Source organism: Deltaproteobacteria bacterium, assembly GCA_016178705.1.
Classification (GTDB): domain Bacteria; phylum Desulfobacterota; class Binatia; order HRBIN30; family JACQVA1; genus JACOST01.
Genome location: JACOST010000033.1, coordinates 28112 through 49623, shown reverse-complemented (window position 1 = coordinate 49623; position 21512 = coordinate 28112). Strand labels below are relative to the sequence as shown.

The following is a 21512-nucleotide window of genomic DNA, read 5'->3' as shown; positions in this document are numbered from 1 at the left end:
CAACCTGTGGAGATGCGTCCGATGCTCCGGCGCTTCTGGTCGACCGATCGCAGCCTCACGGTACTGCTGGTGTTGCTCGGCATCTTTGTCTTCACAATTGATCCGCTCGGCGATCTCGGAGTCACCGGGCAATCGCTGATGAGCGTGTTCTTCTCGCTCGTCCTGATCTCGGGTGTTCGGGCGGTTGCGAAGAGTCCGCTCCCAACCGTCCTGGTGGGCAGCTTAGTGCTCACCAACCTCGTCGCGCGGTGGCTGCGGTTGTGGCTCGGGGGCGGGTCGCTGGCCGCCGCGGATGCGTTCTTCTCGTCGCTGTTCTGCGGCATCATGGCGGCCGTCGTGCTGGCGCAAGTGTTCCGCGCTGGACCGATTACATCCAACCGGATTCAGGGAGCCGTGGCGGTGTATCTCTTGCTCGGCCTGGCTTGGGCCTTCGCCTACGAACTCATCGCGCTGCGCTGGCCAGACGCGTTCGTTCCGCCGCCGGTGGCGAGCACCACCTCAAACGGTGACCTCACATCGCATTTCGTGTACTTCAGCTTCGTCACCCTGACCACGGTCGGCTATGGCGACATTGTCGCGGCGCATCCGGTGGCGCGATCACTGGTCATGCTCGAAGCGCTCTTCGGCCAACTCTTCCCGGCCATTTTGCTTGCACGATTGGTGTCGATGGAGCTGTACGATCGACGAACGAAGGAGCAGGTGCAGCGATGAAGAGTTTCCCTCGCCAACCACAGAACCGGTTGATGGGTACGATCCCAGCAGAGCGCAATCAACGGCAGCGGCGCTTGCTCGGAATTCTCGTGCTCGTGTTCTGCTCGTTTGGCTGCGAGGAGAAATGGGACACGACGCAACACCCGGCGCGTGACGAGGAACTGGACGCTGCGTTTTTCTCGGGGCTCGACTCCGAGGCGATCGCCGACGTCCCCGAGCCCCAGAGCCTGCGTCCATGCTGCATCTTCGGCAACGACGTTGGCGTGCAAGTCGGCTCCATCCCTGTGCCCGGCTACGAGGTCGAGAACGTCCTCGACATCAACGATCTGGGGACGCACCAGTACAACAAGGGCACGGTGTCGCTGCAACCACGCGGCGGTGAGCGCCTCCTCTCCGACGAGGCATCGGGTATTCTGTACACCTGTCGTGGCGGCTTCGTCGACATCGCCCACGTACGCGACAACGCCGATCGCACGCTCTACCTCGCCGCACAGATCGCGCGCCTCGCGGCGACCGGGGGAACGATTCCGCTCACCGGTGAGGGCGCCGAGCGCCACATCGTCGTGAAACCGCTCGACGCCGGTCTTGTCCGCGCTTACGGTCTACGCGAAGTGGCCACCAGTCTCGCCGAGTGGCTCTCATTCCAGGCCTCCATTTGGCACGAGATCACCACCTGGTATGGCTGGTCGTCGACGAAGTTCTCCGAGCGGCCGTCAGCGTTCTCGCTGGAAGACCTCTACTCGAACCTGGCGGGCATCAAGATCACCGGTGCGATCGTCCGTCGTCACGCTGCGCCCAGTGAAGTGGAATACAATCGCGCGGCCACCGCGCTCCTCAAGGACGCACTAACGAAGCTCGGGCCGCTCCCTCGGGACGCGAGCCGCCGCGCCTTCGAATATGTTGATGGCATCTGGTGGGACTCCACCAAGCGTGTACCGGACGTCCAGCTCGTGCGTCACCGCTACTTCAACATCGGGCCAAAACTGTATCCGTGGAAACTGGTGGACGCGCTGCCCTCCGCGACGCTGGTCGCCGGCAGGAAGGAGTTTGACGAAGCCTGCCACAATGACTGGACGCCCCTCGGGCTGAGCGTTTCCGACCGCATCGGCGATGTCGCGTTCCGGCAGATGGCGACGCTCGATATTCATCCGGGTGAGTTGCTCGTCAAGAACGGATTCCCGTTCCCCAAGCCAGGCAGCACGATGGTGACGCAGGATGATTTTCCCGCGATCGTCGCGGTGATCGCCCGTGCGGCAGACGTCGAGCTGGGCGTCGGTGCGGGCCTTCCCGCTGCTCGCGCCAACGAAACCTCGCGCAAGCGCGAGTGAGCACAGAAGGAAACCCTAACGGTGAAGTCACGCGAACTTGTTGTGCCGCCGTCTCGGCTGCGGCGCTGGGCAACGCGCAGCAATGATGACGGCGCCGAAAACACGCAGGCGAGACGCCTGCGCCACAATACACGGCCGCAGCCCAGTTGAATCTGTATCCGCGAGCTTGTGCTGCAGCCGTCGCGGCTGCACAGTGCTGCGGAGAGTATGAGAGATCGCAGGCGAGACGCCTGCGCCACGATGCACGGCGAGGACTCGACCAGGAGGAGATATGCAACATTCATTGACATGGAAGAGCACGGCTCGCGGTGGACGGGTCGCAACGATCGTGCTGTGCGCCTTCGCCGCGCTGTGCGGCGCGAGTACGCCGGCGCTCGCGGCGCCGACGCTGGACGAGGTGGCGGCCGATTTCGGCTTCAGCACCGACCACGTGCAACGGGTGCGCAAGGGCGAGTTGGTCAACACGACCACGAAGGAAACATCCGAGCGGGAGCTCGCGGTGGTGATGGTGTTCCTCGTCAAGACGCCGGTGCAGAAACTCGTCGCCGCCTTCAAAGCGGGGCCGAGCTCCCGCAACGATCCGCAGGTCCAGTCGGCCACCGAGATCAGCGGCGAAGGCACGCTCGATGATTTCAAGGCGGTTGTGCTGCAACCGGGCGGAGACAAAGAGACGCAGCGCTATCTCAGCGCGGCGCCCGGCGACACGTTGAATCTTTCCATGCCCGAGATTTCCAGCTTCGCGACGCTCAAGACCGCGGGCGGCGCTGGACAGCCGCAGGTCGAAGACGCCGTGCGAAAGATGTTGCTGGGTCGCTACCACGCCTATCGTTCGCAAGGGTTGGCGGGCATCGCGCCGTACGACCGTGGCAAAGGCAAGCAGTCCCAGCCGGCGGACGATCTGCGCCGCGCCACCGAAGCCGCCACAGGAATCAAGAAATACGCGGCGGCGTTTTACGATGTCCTGATGAACTATCCGCAGAATATTCCGGCGGGGCTCACGCAGCACTTCTTCTGCATCCGCTACGGGATGAGCGGGCGGCCTAACTTCGCTCTGCGGCATCGCCTCGCGATGCCGCTCGACGATGCCTACGTAATCGCCGATCGCGACTTTTACGTGAGCGCCGGCTACAACGACACGCAAGCCGTCGCCGGCCTCCTTCCGGTCGAAGACGGGACCGTGGTGGTGTACGTGAACCGCACGACCACCGATCAGCTGGGCGGCTTCGGCGCGTCGGCGAAGCAGGCGATCGGGCGCGGCATGATGGCGAAGCAGATCAGTGAGATCTTCGAGAAGGCCCGCGCCGGCTTCAAGGACAAGTGAGAGCGAATGCAAACCGATCGCTCGCCAGACCTCGCTCGTGCCACGCTTCAGTTGCTCGCCCTCGGCGTCCTGATCGCGGCGAGCTTCTGGATTGTGCGGCCGTTCCTGGTCGCGATGACGTGGGCGGCCATGATCGTCATTGCCACCTGGCCGCTACTACTGCGCGCACAGGCGTGGCTCGGCGGCCGGCGTACTCTGGCTGTCGCCGTGATGACCATTGCGCTGCTGCTGATTCTAGTCGTGCCGCTCTACTTCGGCATCGAGACCATCGTGCAAGGCGCCCGGCAGATCGCCGACTGGTCGAAGACGCAAACTACGCTCACCATCCCACAACCTCCCGCCTGGGTCGCAACACTTCCACTGGTTGGTGCGAAGCTCGCGGACCGCTGGCAGCAGCTCGCCGCCACGGCTCCCGAGGAACTGTCCGCACGCCTCGCCCCCTATGCGCGGATCGTGGCAGTCTGGTTCGTGGCGGAGGTGGGCAGCATCGGACTGCTGCTTGTCCAGTTCCTGCTGACGGTGGTCATCGCTGCGATTCTATATTCGAACGGTGAGACGGCGGCGCGCGGCGCGGAACGTTTCGCGCGGCGCCTCGCGGGGCCGCAAGGTGAGAACGCGGTGCATCTCGCGGCCCAGGCGATTCGCGGCGTCGCGCTCGGTGTCGTCGTCACAGCGATTCTCCAGTCCGGTCTCGGCGGAATTGGGCTCGCGATTGTTGGTGTGCCGTTCGCAACGATTCTGATTGCCGTGATGTTCATGCTCTGCATCGCGCAGGTGGGACCCGGACTCGTGCTGATCCCGGCAGTGATCTGGGTGTACTCGACGAGCGGCGCGGTGTGGGGTAGCGGCTTGCTGGTGTGGGCGATCTTCTGCGGCACCTTCGACAGCTTCGTGCGTCCGATGCTGATCAAGCGGGGTGCCGATCTGCCACTGCTGTTGATTTTCGCGGGCGTGCTTGGTGGACTCTTCGCCTTCGGCATCATCGGGCTCTTCATCGGGCCGGTGGTTCTTGCCGTGGCGTACACGCTGCTCGTCGACTGGGTGTCCGAGAGCACGCCCTCTGATGAGCAAGGGCCGTCGCCGTCGCCAAGCCTCCCGTCCGTGTAGGGGCGACGCATACGTCGCCCGCGAATTGACGTGGCCCATTGCGGACAAGACGGCGGGCGATGCATGCATCGCCCCTACGCTTCAGAGAAGATCGCATGCTACAGACATTTGCGAGACACAACAGTGGCGGGCACAGCAAGTGGGCCATAGACGTGGACTACGTTTCGAACCGAGCGTGACGCGGTAGGCGCCGAATGAAACGCGACCGAATCGTCAAGATCGCGCGCAAGCTCGCACGACCGTATTGCATCACCGACGGCAAGAGATTTCGCCTCAAGGACATGGACCCCGGCGACACCGCGTGGCTCGGGGCGGAGGACAAGCCGCGCGCCAAGGAGGCGCTGCAGATCGGTGTGCAGGCGCTCGCCGAGCTGCAGGACATGCTCTACGCCCAGGATCGCTGGAGCGTGCTGCTGATCTTTCAAGCGATGGACGCGGCCGGCAAAGACGGCGCCATCAAACACGTGATGTCCGGCGTCAATCCGCAGGGCTGCCAGGTCTATTCCTTCAAGGCGCCGTCGGCCGAGGATCTCGACCACGATTTTCTCTGGCGTACGATGAAGTGTCTACCCGAGCGCGGCCGCATAGGCGTTTTCGATCGCTCCTACTACGAAGAGGTCCTCGTGGTCCGCGTGCATCAGGAATTGCTTCAGCATCAGAAGCTCCCACCGGCGCTCGCCACCAAGGACATCTGGGACACCCGGTGTCGCGACATCCGCGCCTTCGAGCGCTATCTCAACAACAACGGCGTCGTCGTCCGCAAGTTCTTTCTCAATGTCTCGCGCCACGAGCAGAAGCAGCGTTTTCTCGAACGGATCGAGACGGCCGAGAAGAACTGGAAGTTCTCCGCCGCCGACGTGCGCGAGCGCGGACACTGGAAAGAGTACATGACGGCCTACGAGGACATGATTCGCGCGACCGCCACCAAGAATTCGCCGTGGTATGTCGTGCCGGCGGACAACAAGTGGTTTACGCGCGCGGTCGTAGCCGCGGCCATCATCGATGCGCTGGCCTCGCTCGGCCTACGTTACCCGAAGGTCGGCAAGCAGCAGCGGCGGGAGTTGGCCGCCGTGAAGAAGACGCTGCTCGCCGAGAAATAAGCCCACGCAACCTCGGCTGCGCTAGACGCCCCGTCGCAACCGTTCGTCGTGGCGACTTCCATCGTGGCGATGTCGGCAGCATCGTCCGGAGGGCCCACCCGAAAGCAGAAGGGGCAGTCCGCGATCGGACTGCCCCCCGTTCATCCGAGTACAATCACTCGGATGCTCACCGCGCCGCGAGCGCGGCAAAGTGATCGCTGCCGTCGGCGGGATGGACCAGCAGGAGGAGAGGCTTACCCGCCGCCAGCTTGCCGACCTCCTTCTTGAGTGCGTCGGGTGATCCGACCGGTTGGCGGTTCACTTCGAGGACGACGTCGCCGGCGTGGATGTCGGCTTCCGCAGCAGGGCTTCCCGGCGCGACACCGGTGACCATGACGCCCTGGTTCGCCTCGAGGTGCAGGCGATCGCGTTCCGCCGCGGTGAGTTCGCGCAGCATCAATCCCCATTTGCCGTGAGCCGGCGGCGCATCGTTGTCGGCGACGTCATCGACGAGTTTGGCGACCGTCACATCGAACGTCTTCGTCTTGCCGTTGCGGCGGACTTCCACCGAAACCGTCTTGCCCACCGTTGTCGCGGCCACCAGCATCGGCAGCGACGCATGCGTGTCGAGCGCGGTGCCGTCGTAGGAAGTAATGACGTCGCCGGCTTTGATCCCAGCCGTCGCGGCCGGGCTGTCGGCGGCGACTTGCGCGACGAGCGCGCCATTACCCGATTCCACATCCAACGACTCGGCGAGTTCCGGTGTGATCTGTTGGATCGTCACCCCGAGCCACGCCCGCGTCACGCGTCCCGTGCTTTCGAGTTCCGGCACGAGTTGCTTTGCCAGGTTGATCGGGATCGCGAAGCCGATGCCGATGTTGCCCCCGCCTTGGCTGAAGATCGCGGTGTTGATGCCGACCACGTTGCCGCGCTCGTCGAACAGCGGCCCACCGGAGTTGCCTGGATTGATGGAGGCATCGGTCTGGATGAAATGATCGTACGGTCCGCCGATCGCGCGGCCTTTGGCGCTGACGATGCCGGCGGTGACGGTGTGACTCAGTCCGAACGGATTGCCGATGGCGACCACCCATTCGCCGACTCTGAGCGCATCGGAGTCACCGAGTCGGACCACGGAGAGATCACCTTTGGGTTCGATCTTCAGCACCGCGAGATCCGTCTTGGGATCGTGACCCAGAACCGTCGCACTGAAGTCGTGGCCGTCGTTCAGCGTGACGGTGATCTCCTTGGCCTTCTCGATCACGTGATTGTTGGTGAGGATGATCCCGTCCTTGCGAATGATGAAGCCCGACCCCTGGCCGCGTTGGCGGCCAGTCGGCGGCGGGCCCGGAAACTGAAATCCACCGGATGGCCCGTCATCGCCAAACGGGTTGCCTTCGCCGCGCCACCCTGGCGGGATGCCGAATCCCGGTTCCCGCTCGGCGGCGTTCATGAGTGCCATCACCTTGATGTGCACCACCGCGGGTGAGACCTGTTCAACCAACGAAGCAAACGCCGGCAGGCCTTCGCGTCGCGGCGAGGAACCAACTGCGTCGTCGTCCTTCGCCGATATCGGTTCGGTGCTGCCGACGGCTTCAGTGCGTGGTTGCGGCATCACCGATGCGGCCTCGGCTCGGGTCAGGCGGCCGGTGGCGAAACCGCCGACCGCCATCGCCAGGGCAGCGAGCCCCCCACCCAACCTGATCAATCTCGCGTCCATATCGTTCTCCTCTCTGCTGGAAGTATCCTGTCGCTTCGACGGCAACAGTAAGCTTCCGAAGTGAGAGGATGATAAGGCGCGGATTAGAATTTTCTCATCGATCGGCGAGCGGCAACGACACGCGAAAGCACGTGCCTGCGCTGGGCGTGCTGTCGACCGTAAGCTCGCCGCCGTGCGCCAGCACGATCGAGCGAGCGAGTGCGAGACCAAGTCCGCTGCCACCGCGCTCGCGCGCCGGATCGCCGCGATAGAACCGATCGAAGATGTGTGCCTGCGCTTCCGGCGCGATGCCGGGACCGTTGTCACGTACTTCGATCATGCCGCGGTTGCCGGCCGCCCGCGTCTCGATCTGTACCCGACCGCCGGCTCCCGCGTACTTCACCGCGTTGTCGCCGAGGTTGAAGATCACGCGAAACAACATCGGCGCACTGCCCAGCACCCGCACGGCTGACGACGCGCTCACGTTCAAAGCCATACCGGCGCGCTCGGCGAGAACTTCGAGGCCGAGCGCGACATCCGCCACCAGCGCCGCCAGATCGACTGGCTCGCGTGGCAAGGCGACCGCTCCCGCGTCGGCGCGCGCGAGGAACAGCAGATCCTCGACCAATGCGATCAGTCGATCCACTTCTTCGAGGCAGCTCTCCAGCACCGGCGCGTGCTCAGCGGCCGCCGGCGCGGAGCGTTGCGCCACTTCGATTTCGCCCTTCAAGATCGTCAGCGGCGTGCGCAGCTCGTGCGCGGCATCGGCGCTGAACTGGCGCGCGGTCGAGAACGAGCGCTCCAAACGCGCGAGCATGTCGTTGAGCACGTGCGCCAGACGGCCTAGCTCATCGTCGGCGCCGTCGTGCTGAATCCGCAACGACAGGTCCTCGGCGCCAATCCGGCGCGCCGCGACGACCATCGCGTCAACCGGCGCCAACGTACGCCCGGCGAGAAACCAGCCGCCCGCCGCGGCGCCGCCGAGCGCCAGCGGTGCCAGCGCGGCCAGGATCAGCAGGAAGCGCGAGCGGGCGGCGTTCACCGTGTCGAGTGACATCGCCACCTGCACGAGGTTGACGATCTGCCCACGCTCGATGATCGGGAACACCAGCAACCGCAGCGGCGCCGCGAGACCGGGCACGGCTAAGGTTTCGAACGTTTCGCGCCCCTGCTCGGCATTGCGCAGGGCTTCGACGCTGAGCGGCAGATGGGACCGGCTCGGCGGCGCGAGACGCGGATCGGGACGACCGAGTGGATCGAGAAGATCAAAGAAGCGCTCGGCGAGCGCCGGACCCAGGAGCGCATCCAGCGCACCGGCGACATCCGCCCCGCGTTGGTCGCGGCTCGATTCGGCGACCGTGCGCGCCACGGTGACGAGCGAGGCATCGACCGCGTCATGCAGGCCGCGATCGAGCAACACCAACGCCGTCGCACCGAAAAGCGCCAGCAGCACAGCGAGTGCCGCCGTGTACCACAACGTGAGGCGAAAGCGGAGACTGCGGACGCGCGACACGATCACCCCTCGCGCGTCTTCAGCACATAGCCGGCACCGCGCACTGTGTGCAGAAGTTTGGGCGTGAAATCCGCATCGATCTTGCGCCGCAGGTAGTTCACATAGACGTCGATGACGTTAGTGAAGGTGTCGAAGCTGACTCCCCACACGTGCTCGGCGATGAGGGAGCGGCTCAGCACGCGACCGCGATTGCGGAGAAAGAACTCCAGCAGCGCGTACTCCTTGGCGGTGAGCTCGATCAGCCGGTCGGCCCGCGTCACCCGGCGAGTCGCCGGATCGAGCGACAAATCGGCAACAGACAAGATCGGCGGCGCGGCCGGCGCTCCGCGGCGCAGGATGGCGCGCACCCGCGCCAGCAGTTCATCAATGGCGAACGGCTTCGCAAGGTAGTCGTCAGCGCCGAGATCGAGGCCGGAGACTTTGTCCGACAGTGCCGCGCGCGCGGTGAGGAGCATCACCGGTATCGTGCTGCCGCGCGCTCGCAGCTCGCGCAGAACCGCGAGTCCGTCGCGCTTGGGCAACATTATGTCGAGAATCACGAGATCGTAATCGCCGGCGAGGGCGCGCGCGAGGCCCGCCTCGCCGTCGCCTTCGGCGTCGACGCGGTAGTGTTCGGCGGTGAGTGCGCGCTGGATGAAACTGGCGACCTTCTTCTCGTCCTCGACGACTAGGATGCGCATACGCAAGGCGCCCCCGCTGCTTGGCAACGGAGCGGCGCATGTAAGATAGCCGAGTTCCCGCCCCTCGCGCCACGGCTGAGAGGCACCTCGTGAGTGCGCGCGGCTCAGCGCTCGGCGATCACCACACGAGCCGGAGACGGGAGCAGCTCGTGCAGCGTTACCCGGGCGAAGCCGGCGTGCTGCAGCATCGTCTGGTACTCGGCGAAGGTGTACGCATCGCCACTCGGCGTGCTTGCCAACATGATGAGCGAGAAGCGCACGGCATCGGGCGGACCCGAGCGGTCGTCGTTGGGAACGAATTCGACGATGACCACACGGCCACCCGGAGCCAGGGCGGCGCGTGCCTTGATGAGGAGCCGCTCGCACGTCGGCGGATCGAAGTGGTGGAGGAAGTTTGGCAACAGCACGAGATCGTAGCCGTCGCCGAAGGGAACATCGAAGGCGCTACCGGCGAGCGTGTGAAAGCGAGCGCTCACGTCGGCAGCGCGGGCGTGTTCGTTGGCCACCGCGAGCACTTTCTTCCAGTCGAGCGCGGTCACCGTGACGTTAGGATTGAGACGGGCGAGCGTGATGCCGAACATGCCATGACCCGCGGCGATGTCGAGCACCTTCCAGCCTGGCGCCTGCTCGACGTCGAGTAGGTTGGCGAGGAGTCCCGCGGTCATGCCCGCAAGCGGCGCCATAGCGCGCGCAAACTCGACCCACACGGGATGTTCCGGTGCGAGCGTGCCTTCGTCCGGAATCGCCGTGCCGCCGCGGCGCACAGCGTCGGTCAGATGGCTGAGGCTTTCGATGATCATGGGTGAGGCGATGAAGCCGATCGCCGAGCCGAGGTAGGCCGGCGAGTTGCGATCGAGGAAGGCGGCTGCCGTCGCGCGTAGACCGTAGCGCTCTCCATCGCGAGTGAGAAACCCGTCCATGGCCAAGTGATTCAGCAGTGCGCGCAACCCGCGCGGTGCCGCACGACAGAGCGCTGCCAGCGCGTCGATAGTCACCGCCCCGCCGGCGATCTGCGCAAAGATGTCGAGTTCGACGGCGGCCTTGAGGACGGCGGTGCGCTGATAGCCCGAGAACGTTTCCCACAGCAAAGAGAAAGATGGTTCGTCATGGTCCATGCGCCTCTTCTAGCGAATGCGGATGGCTGCGACAATCAACCGTGCGCAGTTGCGCGCAACCGCGCCGAGCCGCTTGCATCCAGACGGTCCCGAACAGTAGACAAGCCCATGGCCTACCAACCCACCATCGAGTCACTCGCCACTCATTCGGTGCCCGCGTGGTTCCACGACGCCAAGTTCGGCATCTTCGTTCATTGGAGCGTGTCGTCGATTCCGGCGTTCGCGCCGCCGAACAAGCAGGGCATCGGCGATGTGGATCTCGGCAACGCGGAATCGGTGGCGCGGATGTTCAAGCACACGCCCTACGCCGAGTGGTACTGGAACTCGATCAACATCGACGGCAGTCCGGCGCAGGCGCATCACCGCGCGACCTACGGCGCGGACTATCCGTATGAGCACTTCGTGCCGCAGTTCATGGAGCTGGCGCGCGGTTGCGACGTCGAAGCGTGGGCCGAACTATTCGCCCGCGCCGGCGCACGCTACGTGGTCTTCGTCACCAAACACCACGACGGTGTGACGTTGTGGCCGACCCGGCACCTCAACCCGCATCGCCAACACTGGCATGCCGAGCGTGACTTCGTCGGCGAACTCACGCGCGCCGTCCGCGCGCGCGGCATGCGCATGGGCCTCTACTATTCGGGCGGCATCGACTGGACCTTTCACGGCCTGCCGATCGACAGCATGGCAAGCTTCCTCGGGTCCATCCCACAAAGCGAACAGTACGCGCGCTACGCCGACGCGCACTGGCGCGAGTTGATCGAGCGCTACGAACCGGCGGTGCTGTGGAACGACATCGGCTACCCCGAGAAGGCCGAGCCCGCCCGCCTCTTCGCCGACTATTACAACCGCATCCCCGATGGCGTGATCAACAACCGCTTCATGCTGGGCGCCGGTGAAGGCGGGCAGCATCACGACTTCGTGACGCCGGAGTACGCGGTGCTCGATCGCATCCTGAAGAACAAGTGGGAGTCGACCCGCGGCATCGGCGGCTCGTTCGGATTCAATCGCGCCGAGTCCGACGATTACTTGCTGACGGCGGAAGAGATCGTGCACATGATCGCCGACGTGACCAGCAAGAACGGCAACCTGCTCCTCAACGTCGGCCCGACGGCAAACGGGTTGGTGCCGTGGGCGCAGGCATCACGACTCCTAGCGGTCGGCGATTGGTTGCGGCGCAATGGCGAGGCGATCTACGGCACGCGCCCCTGGCGCAAGGCCGATGGCCGCACCACTGACGGGACCGCGATTCGCTTCACACGCAGTGACAGCTATGTCTACGCCATCGTGTTCGGGAAACCTGCCGGCGGCGAGATCACAATCGAGGATCTCGGGCTCGCCGACACAACCGAAGTTCGCTTGCTCGGCTACGGCGCGCCGCTGCGCTGGCAGTCGCGCGGCGCCGATCTCGGTGTCGCACTCCCCGGCGACATGCCGACGGGGCCGGCCTTCGCGCTGCGGTTCTCTTTGGATGCAGCGCCATGAGCCGGGCAAAGCTCGGCACTGCAGCGCGGCGCCTACTGCGCCTGAATCGAGCGCAAGTAGTCGGTGAGCTGCATCAGCCGGCCGCGCACCATCGCTTGATCCATGGCGTTGCCACCGCTCGACGTGTCCGACTGAAACGTCTCGCCCCACACCGGCATCTCGGCGCCGCCATGAGAGGGAGACGACGACGCGCCGTCGATGAGGTCGACCACGTCCATGTACGGGAACTGACCGCCATGTTTCTTCGCCAACAAGGTGAGATCAGCGGGCTTGGTCTTGAGGGTCGAGGCGAGTGGGCCATCACCCTTGGCGTCGCGCCCGTGGCAGGAGCCGCAGTTCTTCGTGTATAGCCGCTTGCCGCCTTCCAGGGATTGAGAACTCGCCGCCCACGCCGGCGCGGTACAAAGCAGCACACCGATAAGCACTACACAGCCGTTGCGCAACGCGAATAGGGATTCTTTCATCATCGTCAACCTCCCTCTTTCTTGCAGCCGGTATTGGCAGCTCTGACTCGGGCGCTCTTTACCGTAGTCGCTGGCGCGAGTGCAACTGAAAAGATTGCTCGGCACACGATTGCCGCGCACTGCCGATTTTCCCGGTCGGACAAATCCGCTATTACCGCCGCGACGATCAGAAGGAGGAGAGATGGTGATACGTCAGAAGCGTTCGGCCGCACACGGCCGATGGTGCAACGCACTGGCGATTGGCTTGGCCGTCGTGCTCGGGCACGCGACCGCGACGATCGCCGACGAAGTCACGTCGAAAGGAACCGTGCTGCGCGGCAAGGTTACCGCCGTGACCGGTGCTGGGATTACGATCGAGCCCGAGTACGGCTCCGGTGCGCTCACGATCAAGTGGGAGAACATCCAGGACCTCAAGACCGATGCGCCCTTTCAGATGCTGCACGGCGAGGACCGAGAGAGCGATGGCCGGCTGCAGGGATTCAGCGCCGGCAAACTCACCGTCGGTGACACGTCGATAGACGTCGCGACGATTCACTCCGGCATCCCGATCGGCGGCGGCGGTCCATCGTTCACCGATCGCATGCGCAGCGCCTGGCGCTATTGGGACGGCAACTTCGACGTCGGTGTCAACGTCCAGCAGAGCACCACCGACACCACCGGGTTCTTGCTCGGCTTCAGCACGGTGCGGACCAAGGACCCAACCAAGTTCACCTTGGGCACCAGCTATCGCTACGGCACCGAGAAGGCGCAGGGGAAATCGAAGAGCACCACGCAGGATCAACTGCTCGGTTTGATCCGTGAGGACTACAGCTTCACACCGCGCGTGTACGGGTTTGCATCCGGCGATGCGACGTATGACGGCATTCAGCACTTGAGCATCCGCGGCGTCCCCAAGGCCGGTGTCGGCTATGTGTTCTGGCAGGAACAGCTCGACCCGGATCGGCGCAACTTCCTCCAAGGCGAAGTCGGCCCTTCGTGGGTGTACGAGAAATACTTCGGCGGCGCGGATCGTGACTACTACGCCATCGCCTTCGGCGCGCTTGCCGGCTACTACCTCCCCTACCGCGCCCACTTCGACTGGCGATTGGACTACCTGCCTGCCGTCGACAATTTCACCACGGCGTACTTGTTGCGCACCGAGGGCGGGCTGACCGCTCCGCTCATCGATCCGATCAGCGCGAAATTCGTGCTGCGCGACGAGTACAACAATCAGCCGTCCGCCGGGTCGAAGCGCAACAGTCTGTTTCTGACCTTGGGGCTGTCGGTGGGTTGGTGAGATAGCCGATGGATGACCCCGCTGTTTCAATTGTAGTGCTGGCCCTCGGTCTGTTTGCCGCAATCGTTCTGTCGCTGGAAATCGGCCGGCGCATCGGCCGGCGGCGGGCGAAACTGTCGGCGGAAGCCGCGACCGGCCTCGGCGCCATCGACGGCGCCGTCTTCGGCTTGATGGGTCTGGTGATTGCCTTTACCTTCTCCGGCGCAGCATCGCGATTTGACAGTCGGCGACACTTGATCGCCGACGAGGCGAACGCGATCGGCACAGCCTATCTCCGGCTCGACTTGCTCCCGGCCAACCTCCAGCCCGCGCTGCGGGAGACTTTCCGGCGCTATGTGCATTCACGACTCGCGGTGTATCAGAAGCTGCCGGACCTCCAAGCGGCGAAGGAGGAGCTGGCGACCGCCTCAAATTTGCAGGGTGAGATCTGGACCCAGTCGGTCGCTGCTTGCCAAGCCGCCGGGCCTCCCGCAGCCATGTTGGTGCTGCCCGCGCTGAACCAAATGATCGACATCACCACCACCCGAACCATGGCGGCGCAGATTCATCCACCGGTGATCATCTTCGTGATGCTGGTGGTACTCATTCTGGCCAGTGCGCTGCTGGCCGGCAACAGCATGGCCGGCAGCCCGACGCGGAGTTGGACGCATATGCTCGCGTTCGCGGCCGCGATGGCCGTCGCGGTGTACGTCATCCTCGATATCGAATACCCGCGCCTGGGCTTGATCCGCATCGACGCTTTCGATCAAGTGCTAGTCGATCTGCGGGAGAGCATGAAGTAGCACGACGCGCGAGGAGAACATCAAATGAACGGAATCGTGACCAGAATCGCCCTCAGCCTGATGCTGAGCATGATCTTCACACGGCAGCTGTCTGCGCAAGACGTGCTGCCGCGGCCCGAACCTCCATTCGGCGGCAAGATCGGCCGCACGGTCAAGGAGTCCGTCAAGGACTTCCCGAAGCCGGTCGAGGCGCCGAAGGGCGCGCCGAATATCCTGCTCATCCTCACCGATGACGTGGGCTTCGGTGCGTCGTCGACGTTCGGCGGGCCGATTCCGACGATGACGATGGACCGGCTGGCGAACGCCGGCCTGCGCTACACGCAGTTCCATACCACCGCGCTGTGCTCGCCAACGCGCGCCGCGCTACTCACCGGGCGCAATCACCACAGCGCCGCCACCGGCATCATCATGGAATTAGCCACAGGTTTTCCCGGCTACAACAGCCTGCAACCGAAGAGCGCCGGGACCTTCGCCGAGATCCTGAAGCAGAACGGCTACAACACGTCCTGGTACGGCAAGAACCACAACGTGCCCGACTGGCAAAACAGCCAGGCCGGACCGTTCGATCTGTGGCCGACGGGGCTCGGCTTTGAATACTTCTACGGCTTCATCGGCGGCGACACCAGCCAGTGGAATCCGGCACTCTTCGAAGGCACCAAACCGATCGAGCCGCCGCACGACGACAAGAATTATTTCTTCGACAAGGACATGGCCGACCACACCATCGCGTGGATTCGAATGCAACACGCGGTAGCCCCCGGCAAACCATTTCTCGCCTACTACGCGCCCGGCACCGCGCACGCGCCGCATCATGCGCCCAAGGAGTGGATCGCCAAGTTCAAGGGCAAGTTCGATCAGGGCTGGGATAAGCAACGCGAAGAAACCTTCGCACGGCAAAAGCAGATGGGCATCATCCCGCCGAACGCGAAGCTCACTGCACGTTCGGAGGGGATTCCCCCGTGGGACTCACTCGACGCCGACCACAAGAAGGTCGCGGCGCACATGATGGAGGTCTATGCCGCCGCGCTCGCGCACGCGGATTACCAGATGGGTCGCATCCTCGACGCCATCGAGGCGCAAGGCGAGTTGGACAATACGCTGGTCATTTACATCCAGGGTGACAACGGCGCCAGCGCCGAAGGTGGCATGAACGGGCTGCTCAACGAGATGACGGTGTTCAACGCCATTCCGGAGGACTTCAAAGAAGTCCTCCGCCGCATGAACGAGCTCGGCGGTCCGAACACCTTCAACCACTATCCGGTCGGGTGGGCGCACGCGATGGACACACCGTTCCAATGGGCCAAGCAGATCGCCTCGCACTGGGGCGGCACACGCAACGGGATGGTGATCTCGTGGCCGGCGCGCATCAAAGACAAGGGCGGCATTCGTCCGCAGTTCCACCACGTCATCGACATCATGCCGACCATCCTCGAAGCCGCCGGTGTGCCGGCGCCGACGAGTATCAATGGGGTGGCGCAGAAACCGATCGAAGGCGTGAGCATGGTCTATTCGTTCGACGACGCGAAGGCACCGTCGAAGCACACGACACAATATTTCGAGATGTTCGCCAACCGCGGCATCTACCACGACGGCTGGGTGGCCTGCACCACGCCACCGATTGCTCCGTGGGTCTCGATCGCCAAGCCGATCGATATCAACGATTACAAGTGGGAACTGTACAACTGCAACGACGACTTCTCCGAAGCCGACAACCTCGCCGACACGCAGCCGGCGAAACTCAAGGAGTTGCAGGATCTCTTTTGGACGGAGGCGGCCAAGTACAACGTGCTGCCGATTGACAACAGTCGAGTCGAACGTTTCGACGTGACCAACCGCCCGAGCCTCACGCGTGGGCGCGACGAGTTCACCTACTATCCCGGCCTGGTACGCATTCCCGAAGGCGCCGCGCCGGATACAAAGAACAAATCTTTCCGGATCAAAGCCGAGGTCGCAATTCCGAAAGGGGGCGCCGAAGGCATGTTGCTCACTCACGGCGGACGTTTCAGCGGTTGGGGGTTCTACCTGCTCAAGGGCAAGCCGGTGTTCCACTACAACCTCGCCAGCGTCGCTCACTACAACATCACCGGCAAGGACACGCTGCCTCCGGGCACGCACACCATCGTGTTCGACTTCAAGTATGACGGCGGCCTCGGCAAGGGCGGCGCCGGCACCATGTTGGTGGACGGCAAACCAGTCGGCGCAGGCCGCATCGAACGCACGCTACCGTTCCGCCTCTCGCTCGACGAGACACTCGATTGCGGCGAAGACACCGGCACGCCGGTCAGCGACGACTACCACGTACCGTTCAAGTTCACCGGCGATTTGAAGCAGGTGACGATCGACCTAACCCCGGAGCCGTTGAGCGCCGACGACGAGGAGACACTAAAGGCCGGCGAAGCCGCGGCCGGCCTGTCCGAGTGAGTGCCGGGTTTCCGCGCGTTCGAACCTTCGCTTGGCGGCGTTGGCCCCAACAAGATCGAGCAGCGCACGTCACGCCTCGTGCTTCCAATACAAATCTGTGGCATGCACGCGCAACGGGAGGAAAGTTAATGAAAGTCACAACAGCCTGGTTGTCGGTAACGGCGATGGTGTTGGTCGGCACGGCGTCCGCGCAGCAGGTCTTCGTCTACCCGCAAAAAGGGCAGAGCCAGCAGCAACAGGACATCGACACTGCCGAGTGCGGGCGCTGGGCGAAGGGCCAGACCGGCATCGATCCAAACGCCCCGAAACAGCAAGAGGGGCTGGGCAGCAACGCGCGCGGTACGGTGGGAGGTGCCGCCAAGGGTGCGGCCGTCGGTGCCGCGGTCGGTGCGATCGCCGGCAACGCCGGCAAGGGCGCCGGCGCCGGCGCGGTGGTCGGCGGCGTTGCCGGACGCCGGGGGTCGAAGAAGCAGAAGCAGGCGGCCGCGGCGGAGACCACCAACACCTATCAACGCGCCTTCGCCGCGTGCATGGATGGGCGGGGCTATTCGGTGAAGTAAGCCATCTCAAAGCGACAAGGAGTTCACCACGAAGAGCACGAAGACCACGAAGGATGGGCGTGTGGGACTCATGAGCCTTGAGTTTTCTCCGTGCCCTTCGTGCCTTCGTGAAGCTTTCTCCCCGTTCAAGGTTGATCGAGAAAAGGTATGACCCAAAGCATGAAGCGCCGCGCACTCGCGGTCAGTCTTTGCGTTTTCGCCCTCGCGAGCCAACTTGCCGCACAGGGAGGGCCGGCGTCCGCGAAACCCGAGATCCAGACGCAGGAGTCGCAAGCCGCGATGACGCCGGCGATGGCGCTCGACCGGCTGAAGGCGGGCAACATCCGTTTCGTCACCAACGCGACGAAGCGACGCGACTGGTCGGCCAAGGTCGTGGCGACCGCGTCCGGACAGTTTCCGTACGCAGCGATCCTCGCCTGCATGGACTCCCGCGCGCCGATTGAGATCGTCTTCGATCAGGGTCTCGGCGATGTCTTCGGCGTCCGTGTGGCCGGGAACGTCGTCAACGACGATGAACTCGGCAGCCTCGAATACGCAGTCAAGGTGGGCACCAAGCTCATCGTCGTGCTCGGGCACACCAACTGCGGCGCCGTCAAGGGCGCAATCGACGATGTGAAACTGGGCAACCTTACCGGTCTGCTCGCAAAAATCCGCCCCGCCGTCGCCGCTGCGAGCTGCAGCAGCTCGAGGGACGATGCCTGCGTCACCAGAGCCGCGGAGTTGAACGTGCGTCATTCGATGCAGGAACTCCGCGAGCGCAGCCCGTACCTCAAGCAACATCTCGATGACGGGACGGTCGCGCTGGTCGGCGGAATCTACGACGTGGCGACGGGCAAGGTCACGTTTTTGGAGAACTGACCGCGACCGCCCGCGAGACCGCGCGGCCGGGTCCGTCGGGCCGCTACCGTCGCGCGCAAGCCGCTTTGAACCCATTAGAGGATGAGATAGAGACGGCGGCTCCCGCGGGCGAGACGTACCCACTATGGAACTGGTTTCTGGCACTACGGGAGAGAGAGAGGCACAGGTGCACAAGCCTCGGACAACACGGAGTGCAAGGTGGCTCGGTCGGATCGGACTCACCGCGATCCTACTGGTCACCGGTTGCGCAACGCCGATCGGGGTGAAGCGGATACGTCCCGAGGAGGCGAATCGTGCGCTCACCGCGAATGTCCTCACCACCGGAGAGCCCGGCGCACCGGCGCAGCAGTTTCTCTACCGTCTCAATCTCTCCGAACGATTTGCGAAAGACCCCGTCGCAACGATCGGCGTGCTGCACTCGGGTTTGGGGCAAGCGGACGAAGCCGACCGCCTGTTTGCACTCGCAGAATTGTCTTTTGACTGCGCCGAGCGCAGCGGCGATCGTTCGTACTATCTCGCGTCAGCGGCGTACGCGTGGGCGTTCTTAGTTCCAGTGAATCCCGAGTCGCGGCCGAGCTGCTTCGACCCGCGGCTGCGCACCGCGATGGACTTGTACAACCGCGGCATCACCTCCGGCTTGGCAACCGGCAAGGGCGACGAGGTGGATCTGAACGCGCGCACCGTGTCGTTGCCGTTTGGAACCCTGTATCTCGATGATGATCGCTCTGGATTCACCTACGGCGGCTACCGGCTCGATCACTTCACCTCGCTCGCCGATTTCGAAGTGCGCGGCCTGCGCAACCGCTATCGCCGGCGCGGCATCGGCGCGCCGCTGGCGGCGCAGGTATCAAAGTCCGGGCAGGAGCGCGTGGACAGATGGATCGGTCCACGCGCCAAGGTGCCGGTGACCGCGCTGGTGCGATTCGACAACCCGCGACTGGCGATGAGTACCGGCGAGTTGCACGGCACGATTCAGTTGTTCGATGCCGAGACCAGCGCCACCGTGCAGATTGGCGACGTGACGATTCCGCTCGAGTCCGAAACCACGTCGACGCTCGCCTATGCGCTCGAAGGAGCGCCACTCTGGGACTTCGAGATCGCCGGATTTCGCAGTGGAGATTTCAGTCTCGAGGCGGCGGACAATCTGCTCATGCTGCACCCGTTTCATCCGGGGCGCATTCCCGTCGTCTTTGTTCACGGGACAGCATCGAGCCCGGCGCGGTGGGCCGAGATGGCCAACGAGTTGCTCGGCGATCCGGTACTCGGCAAGCGCTATCAGTTGTGGTTCTTCCTCTACAACACCGGCAATCCGGTCGCGTACTCCGCGATGCGCTTACGCGAGGCGCTCCAGCGCGCCGTGAACGATCTGGACCCCGAGGGGAAGGATCCGGCGCTACATCAGATGGTCATCATCGGACACAGCCAGGGCGGGCTGCTCACTAAGATGACCGCCGTGAGTAGCGGGACCCGTTTCTGGGACAACATCAGCACCGTGCCGTTCGAGCAAGCCGATCTCGATCCCGAAGCCCGCGATCTGATCCGCCGATCATTGTTTGTGGAACCGCTGCCCTTCGTCAAAGAGGTGATCTTCATCGCCACGCCACATCGCGGCAGCTTCCTGGCCGACAATTTCCTCGGCAACATCGCTCGCAAGTTGGTGAGTCTGCCCGGCAACATCACCAAAGTCGGCGTCAGCATGGTCAAGTTGCAGGCTGCCGGGGCATTGAAGACGGCATTCACGATGCCGACGAGCATCGACAACATGAAGGGTTCCAACCCGTTTCTGAAGACACTGGTTGCGCTGCCGATCGCCCCCGGCGTGGACGCGCATTCGATCATCGCGGTGCAGGGCGATGGGCCACCGGAGAAGGGCGACGACGGGGTGGTCAAGTACACTAGCGCCCACATCGACGGCGTCGCCTCGGAGCTGATCGTCCGTTCCAGTCACTCGACGCAAGCAGTCCCCGAAACCATCGAGGAAGTCCGGCGCCTGCTGTACCAACATTTGAATCAGCCGTAGCGCGGATGCGCGCCACGGCTGATTCCGAAGGTTAACGGCCGGCGCTCACTCGCCGCGGATGCGCAGCTCGACGCGGCGATTCTGCGCGCGCCCATCATCGGTGTCGTTGCTCGCCACTGGGTGCGTCTCGCCAAAGCCCTCGACGCGAATCCGGTCGGCCGCGATCCCACCCTTCACCAAGTAGTCTCGCACCGCTTGCGCGCGGCGTTCGGAGAGCTTCTGGTTGTACTCGTCGGTTCCCTTGCTGTCGGTGTATCCCTCAGAGATGACGGCGACGCCGCCTTCCTTCTTCAAGGTCGCGATCGCTTCGTCGAGCACCGGCTTGCCGTCGGCGCGAATCACCGACTTGTCGAAATCGAAGTTCACGCCGCGCAGGACGATCTTCTTCTTTGCCGGCGCCGGGCGCGGTGGCGGCGCTTGCGCCACCACCCGCGGCGCGGGCGGCGGTGCCGATGGTGCCTCAACGTTGTAGGTCACGCTGACGCCGCCGGTCACATATTTCACGTTGTGGCTGCCGACATGCTGATCGAGCCAATTGTAGCGGCCGACCAAGCCCAGCAGAATTTGATCGGTCATGCGAAAATTCACACCGCCACCGGTCGAGTAGCCCCACGACGTGCGGCTGATCGGCGTGTGCGCGGTTAGGCCGGTGAACACACCGCCCTGCCATGTCCCGTAGAGTTCGACGTCCTTGAGCGGCAATGCCAAGCGCGGACCGGCGTGCGCGCCCAGCGCCCAGGTTTGGTCGCTCGACGGCACCCCTGCGGGGCGCGAGTCGTTGGGCATACCCGCCACCTGCACCTGAGCCATCATCCCGGCGTAGTCGTTCACCATGTACCCCGCAAACGGGCTGAGCATACCGCCGACGCTCGCCTTGTTGTTGAAACTGCTGACCGGGGCGGCGAATCCCAAATCGACACCCGCCACCACGCCATCACCTGCGACCGCCCAATTGGAAGCAGCCGCCAGCACCAAGGCAGCCATCGAAAGCCGCGAAAAGCTGTTCTTCATGCTTGTCCTCCTGCGTCCGGTTTCGTCCGCGTTACCCCCACGGCAGCGCGAGCGCACTCTTACCAGCATGCGGAGCCGGGGTGCAATA

At 64.1% G+C, this 21512-nt stretch carries 18 protein-coding genes; 12 read left to right on the top strand and 6 right to left on the bottom strand.

Annotation, left to right across the window (positions count from 1 at the left end):
* Positions 1-21: 21 nt before the first annotated feature.
* The 5 genes from HYR72_26180 (at position 22) to HYR72_26160 (ending at position 5567) form a co-directional block, all read left to right on the top strand.
* Positions 22-711 (top strand): two pore domain potassium channel family protein, encoded by a 690-nt coding sequence (locus HYR72_26180; protein MBI1818487.1) that lies wholly within the window; start codon positions 22-24, stop codon positions 709-711.
* Positions 708-2039, top strand: coding sequence for a DUF4056 domain-containing protein (locus HYR72_26175; protein MBI1818486.1), 1332 nt, complete (start codon positions 708-710; stop codon positions 2037-2039). The genes HYR72_26180 and HYR72_26175 overlap by 4 nt, the downstream gene beginning before the upstream one ends.
* Before the next feature lie 271 nt (positions 2040-2310).
* Complete coding sequence (locus HYR72_26170) at positions 2311-3360, top strand: hypothetical protein (protein MBI1818485.1); 1050 nt, start codon at positions 2311-2313, stop codon at positions 3358-3360.
* Between the two features lie 6 nt (positions 3361-3366).
* Entirely contained in the window at positions 3367-4467 is a 1101-nt protein-coding gene (ydiK, locus tag HYR72_26165; protein MBI1818484.1) for an AI-2E family transporter YdiK, read from the top strand.
* 194 nt (positions 4468-4661) lie between these two features.
* Complete coding sequence (locus HYR72_26160; protein ID MBI1818483.1) at positions 4662-5567, top strand: polyphosphate kinase 2 family protein; 906 nt, start codon at positions 4662-4664, stop codon at positions 5565-5567.
* Positions 5568-5733: 166 nt separating this feature from the next.
* Here HYR72_26160 and HYR72_26155 read toward each other — a convergent pair whose 3' ends face one another.
* The 4 genes from HYR72_26155 to HYR72_26140 all read right to left on the bottom strand — a co-directional run bounded on the left by HYR72_26155 (position 5734) and on the right by HYR72_26140 (position 10550).
* On the bottom strand, positions 5734-7263 hold the full coding sequence (locus tag HYR72_26155) for a DegQ family serine endoprotease (GenBank protein ID MBI1818482.1): 1530 nt from the start codon (positions 7261-7263) through the stop codon (positions 5734-5736).
* Positions 7264-7357: 94 nt separating this feature from the next.
* On the bottom strand, positions 7358-8755 hold the full coding sequence (locus HYR72_26150; protein ID MBI1818481.1) for a HAMP domain-containing protein: 1398 nt from the start codon (positions 8753-8755) through the stop codon (positions 7358-7360).
* 2 nt (positions 8756-8757) lie between these two features.
* Positions 8758-9435: a response regulator transcription factor gene (locus HYR72_26145; protein ID MBI1818480.1), complete on the bottom strand. Its 678-nt coding sequence runs from the start codon at positions 9433-9435 to the stop codon at positions 8758-8760.
* Between the two features lie 104 nt (positions 9436-9539).
* Positions 9540-10550, bottom strand: a complete 1011-nt coding sequence (locus HYR72_26140; protein ID MBI1818479.1) for a methyltransferase domain-containing protein — start codon at positions 10548-10550, stop codon at positions 9540-9542.
* A gap of 108 nt (positions 10551-10658) precedes the next feature.
* Here HYR72_26140 and HYR72_26135 point away from each other — a divergent pair, with 108 nt between their 5' ends.
* Positions 10659-12032: an alpha-L-fucosidase gene (locus HYR72_26135; protein ID MBI1818478.1), complete on the top strand. Its 1374-nt coding sequence runs from the start codon at positions 10659-10661 to the stop codon at positions 12030-12032.
* A 32-nt stretch (positions 12033-12064) separates the two neighbouring features.
* Here HYR72_26135 and HYR72_26130 read toward each other — a convergent pair whose 3' ends face one another.
* Positions 12065-12499 carry a cytochrome c gene (locus tag HYR72_26130; protein MBI1818477.1) on the bottom strand — a complete coding sequence of 145 codons (435 nt, stop codon included), beginning with the start codon at positions 12497-12499 and terminating at the stop codon, positions 12065-12067.
* Between the two features lie 178 nt (positions 12500-12677).
* Here HYR72_26130 and HYR72_26125 point away from each other — a divergent pair, with 178 nt between their 5' ends.
* The 6 genes from HYR72_26125 to HYR72_26100 all read left to right on the top strand — a co-directional run bounded on the left by HYR72_26125 (position 12678) and on the right by HYR72_26100 (position 20413).
* Positions 12678-13772: a DUF481 domain-containing protein gene (locus HYR72_26125; GenBank protein ID MBI1818476.1), complete on the top strand. Its 1095-nt coding sequence runs from the start codon at positions 12678-12680 to the stop codon at positions 13770-13772.
* An 8-nt stretch (positions 13773-13780) separates the two neighbouring features.
* Positions 13781-14554, top strand: coding sequence for a DUF4239 domain-containing protein (locus tag HYR72_26120; protein ID MBI1818475.1), 774 nt, complete (start codon positions 13781-13783; stop codon positions 14552-14554).
* 24 nt (positions 14555-14578) lie between these two features.
* Positions 14579-16975 carry an arylsulfatase gene (locus tag HYR72_26115; protein MBI1818474.1) on the top strand — a complete coding sequence of 799 codons (2397 nt, stop codon included), beginning with the start codon at positions 14579-14581 and terminating at the stop codon, positions 16973-16975.
* 164 nt (positions 16976-17139) lie between these two features.
* Positions 17140-17535 carry a hypothetical protein gene (locus tag HYR72_26110; GenBank protein MBI1818473.1) on the top strand — a complete coding sequence of 132 codons (396 nt, stop codon included), beginning with the start codon at positions 17140-17142 and terminating at the stop codon, positions 17533-17535.
* Between the two features lie 159 nt (positions 17536-17694).
* Positions 17695-18393 carry a carbonic anhydrase gene (locus HYR72_26105; GenBank protein ID MBI1818472.1) on the top strand — a complete coding sequence of 233 codons (699 nt, stop codon included), beginning with the start codon at positions 17695-17697 and terminating at the stop codon, positions 18391-18393.
* A gap of 262 nt (positions 18394-18655) precedes the next feature.
* Positions 18656-20413: an alpha/beta fold hydrolase gene (locus HYR72_26100; GenBank protein ID MBI1818471.1), complete on the top strand. Its 1758-nt coding sequence runs from the start codon at positions 18656-18658 to the stop codon at positions 20411-20413.
* A gap of 45 nt (positions 20414-20458) precedes the next feature.
* Here HYR72_26100 and HYR72_26095 read toward each other — a convergent pair whose 3' ends face one another.
* Positions 20459-21424: an OmpA family protein gene (locus HYR72_26095; protein ID MBI1818470.1), complete on the bottom strand. Its 966-nt coding sequence runs from the start codon at positions 21422-21424 to the stop codon at positions 20459-20461.
* Positions 21425-21512: the final 88 nt, after the last annotated feature.

Bases quoted from the DNA above. Each gene is read 5' to 3' on its own strand.
- HYR72_26135 (MBI1818478.1), top strand. From the start codon at position 10,659: ATGGCCTACCAACCCACCATCGAGTCACTCGCCACTCATTCGGTGCCC.
- HYR72_26125 (MBI1818476.1), top strand. From the start codon at position 12,678: ATGGTGATACGTCAGAAGCGTTCGGCCGCACACGGCCGATGGTGCAAC.
- ydiK (MBI1818484.1), top strand. From the start codon at position 3,367: ATGCAAACCGATCGCTCGCCAGACCTCGCTCGTGCCACGCTTCAGTTG.
- HYR72_26170 (MBI1818485.1), top strand. From the start codon at position 2,311: ATGCAACATTCATTGACATGGAAGAGCACGGCTCGCGGTGGACGGGTC.
- HYR72_26175 (MBI1818486.1), top strand. From the start codon at position 708: ATGAAGAGTTTCCCTCGCCAACCACAGAACCGGTTGATGGGTACGATC.
- HYR72_26110 (MBI1818473.1), top strand. From the start codon at position 17,140: ATGGTGTTGGTCGGCACGGCGTCCGCGCAGCAGGTCTTCGTCTACCCG.
- HYR72_26115 (MBI1818474.1), top strand. From the start codon at position 14,579: ATGAACGGAATCGTGACCAGAATCGCCCTCAGCCTGATGCTGAGCATG.
- HYR72_26095 (MBI1818470.1), bottom strand. From the start codon at position 21,424: ATGAAGAACAGCTTTTCGCGGCTTTCGATGGCTGCCTTGGTGCTGGCG.
- HYR72_26105 (MBI1818472.1), top strand. From the start codon at position 17,695: ATGAAGCGCCGCGCACTCGCGGTCAGTCTTTGCGTTTTCGCCCTCGCG.
- HYR72_26180 (MBI1818487.1), top strand. From the start codon at position 22: ATGCTCCGGCGCTTCTGGTCGACCGATCGCAGCCTCACGGTACTGCTG.
- HYR72_26120 (MBI1818475.1), top strand. From the start codon at position 13,781: ATGGATGACCCCGCTGTTTCAATTGTAGTGCTGGCCCTCGGTCTGTTT.
- HYR72_26145 (MBI1818480.1), bottom strand. From the start codon at position 9,435: ATGCGCATCCTAGTCGTCGAGGACGAGAAGAAGGTCGCCAGTTTCATC.
- HYR72_26130 (MBI1818477.1), bottom strand. From the start codon at position 12,499: ATGATGAAAGAATCCCTATTCGCGTTGCGCAACGGCTGTGTAGTGCTT.
- HYR72_26155 (MBI1818482.1), bottom strand. From the start codon at position 7,263: ATGGACGCGAGATTGATCAGGTTGGGTGGGGGGCTCGCTGCCCTGGCG.
- HYR72_26160 (MBI1818483.1), top strand. From the start codon at position 4,662: ATGAAACGCGACCGAATCGTCAAGATCGCGCGCAAGCTCGCACGACCG.
- HYR72_26140 (MBI1818479.1), bottom strand. From the start codon at position 10,550: ATGGACCATGACGAACCATCTTTCTCTTTGCTGTGGGAAACGTTCTCG.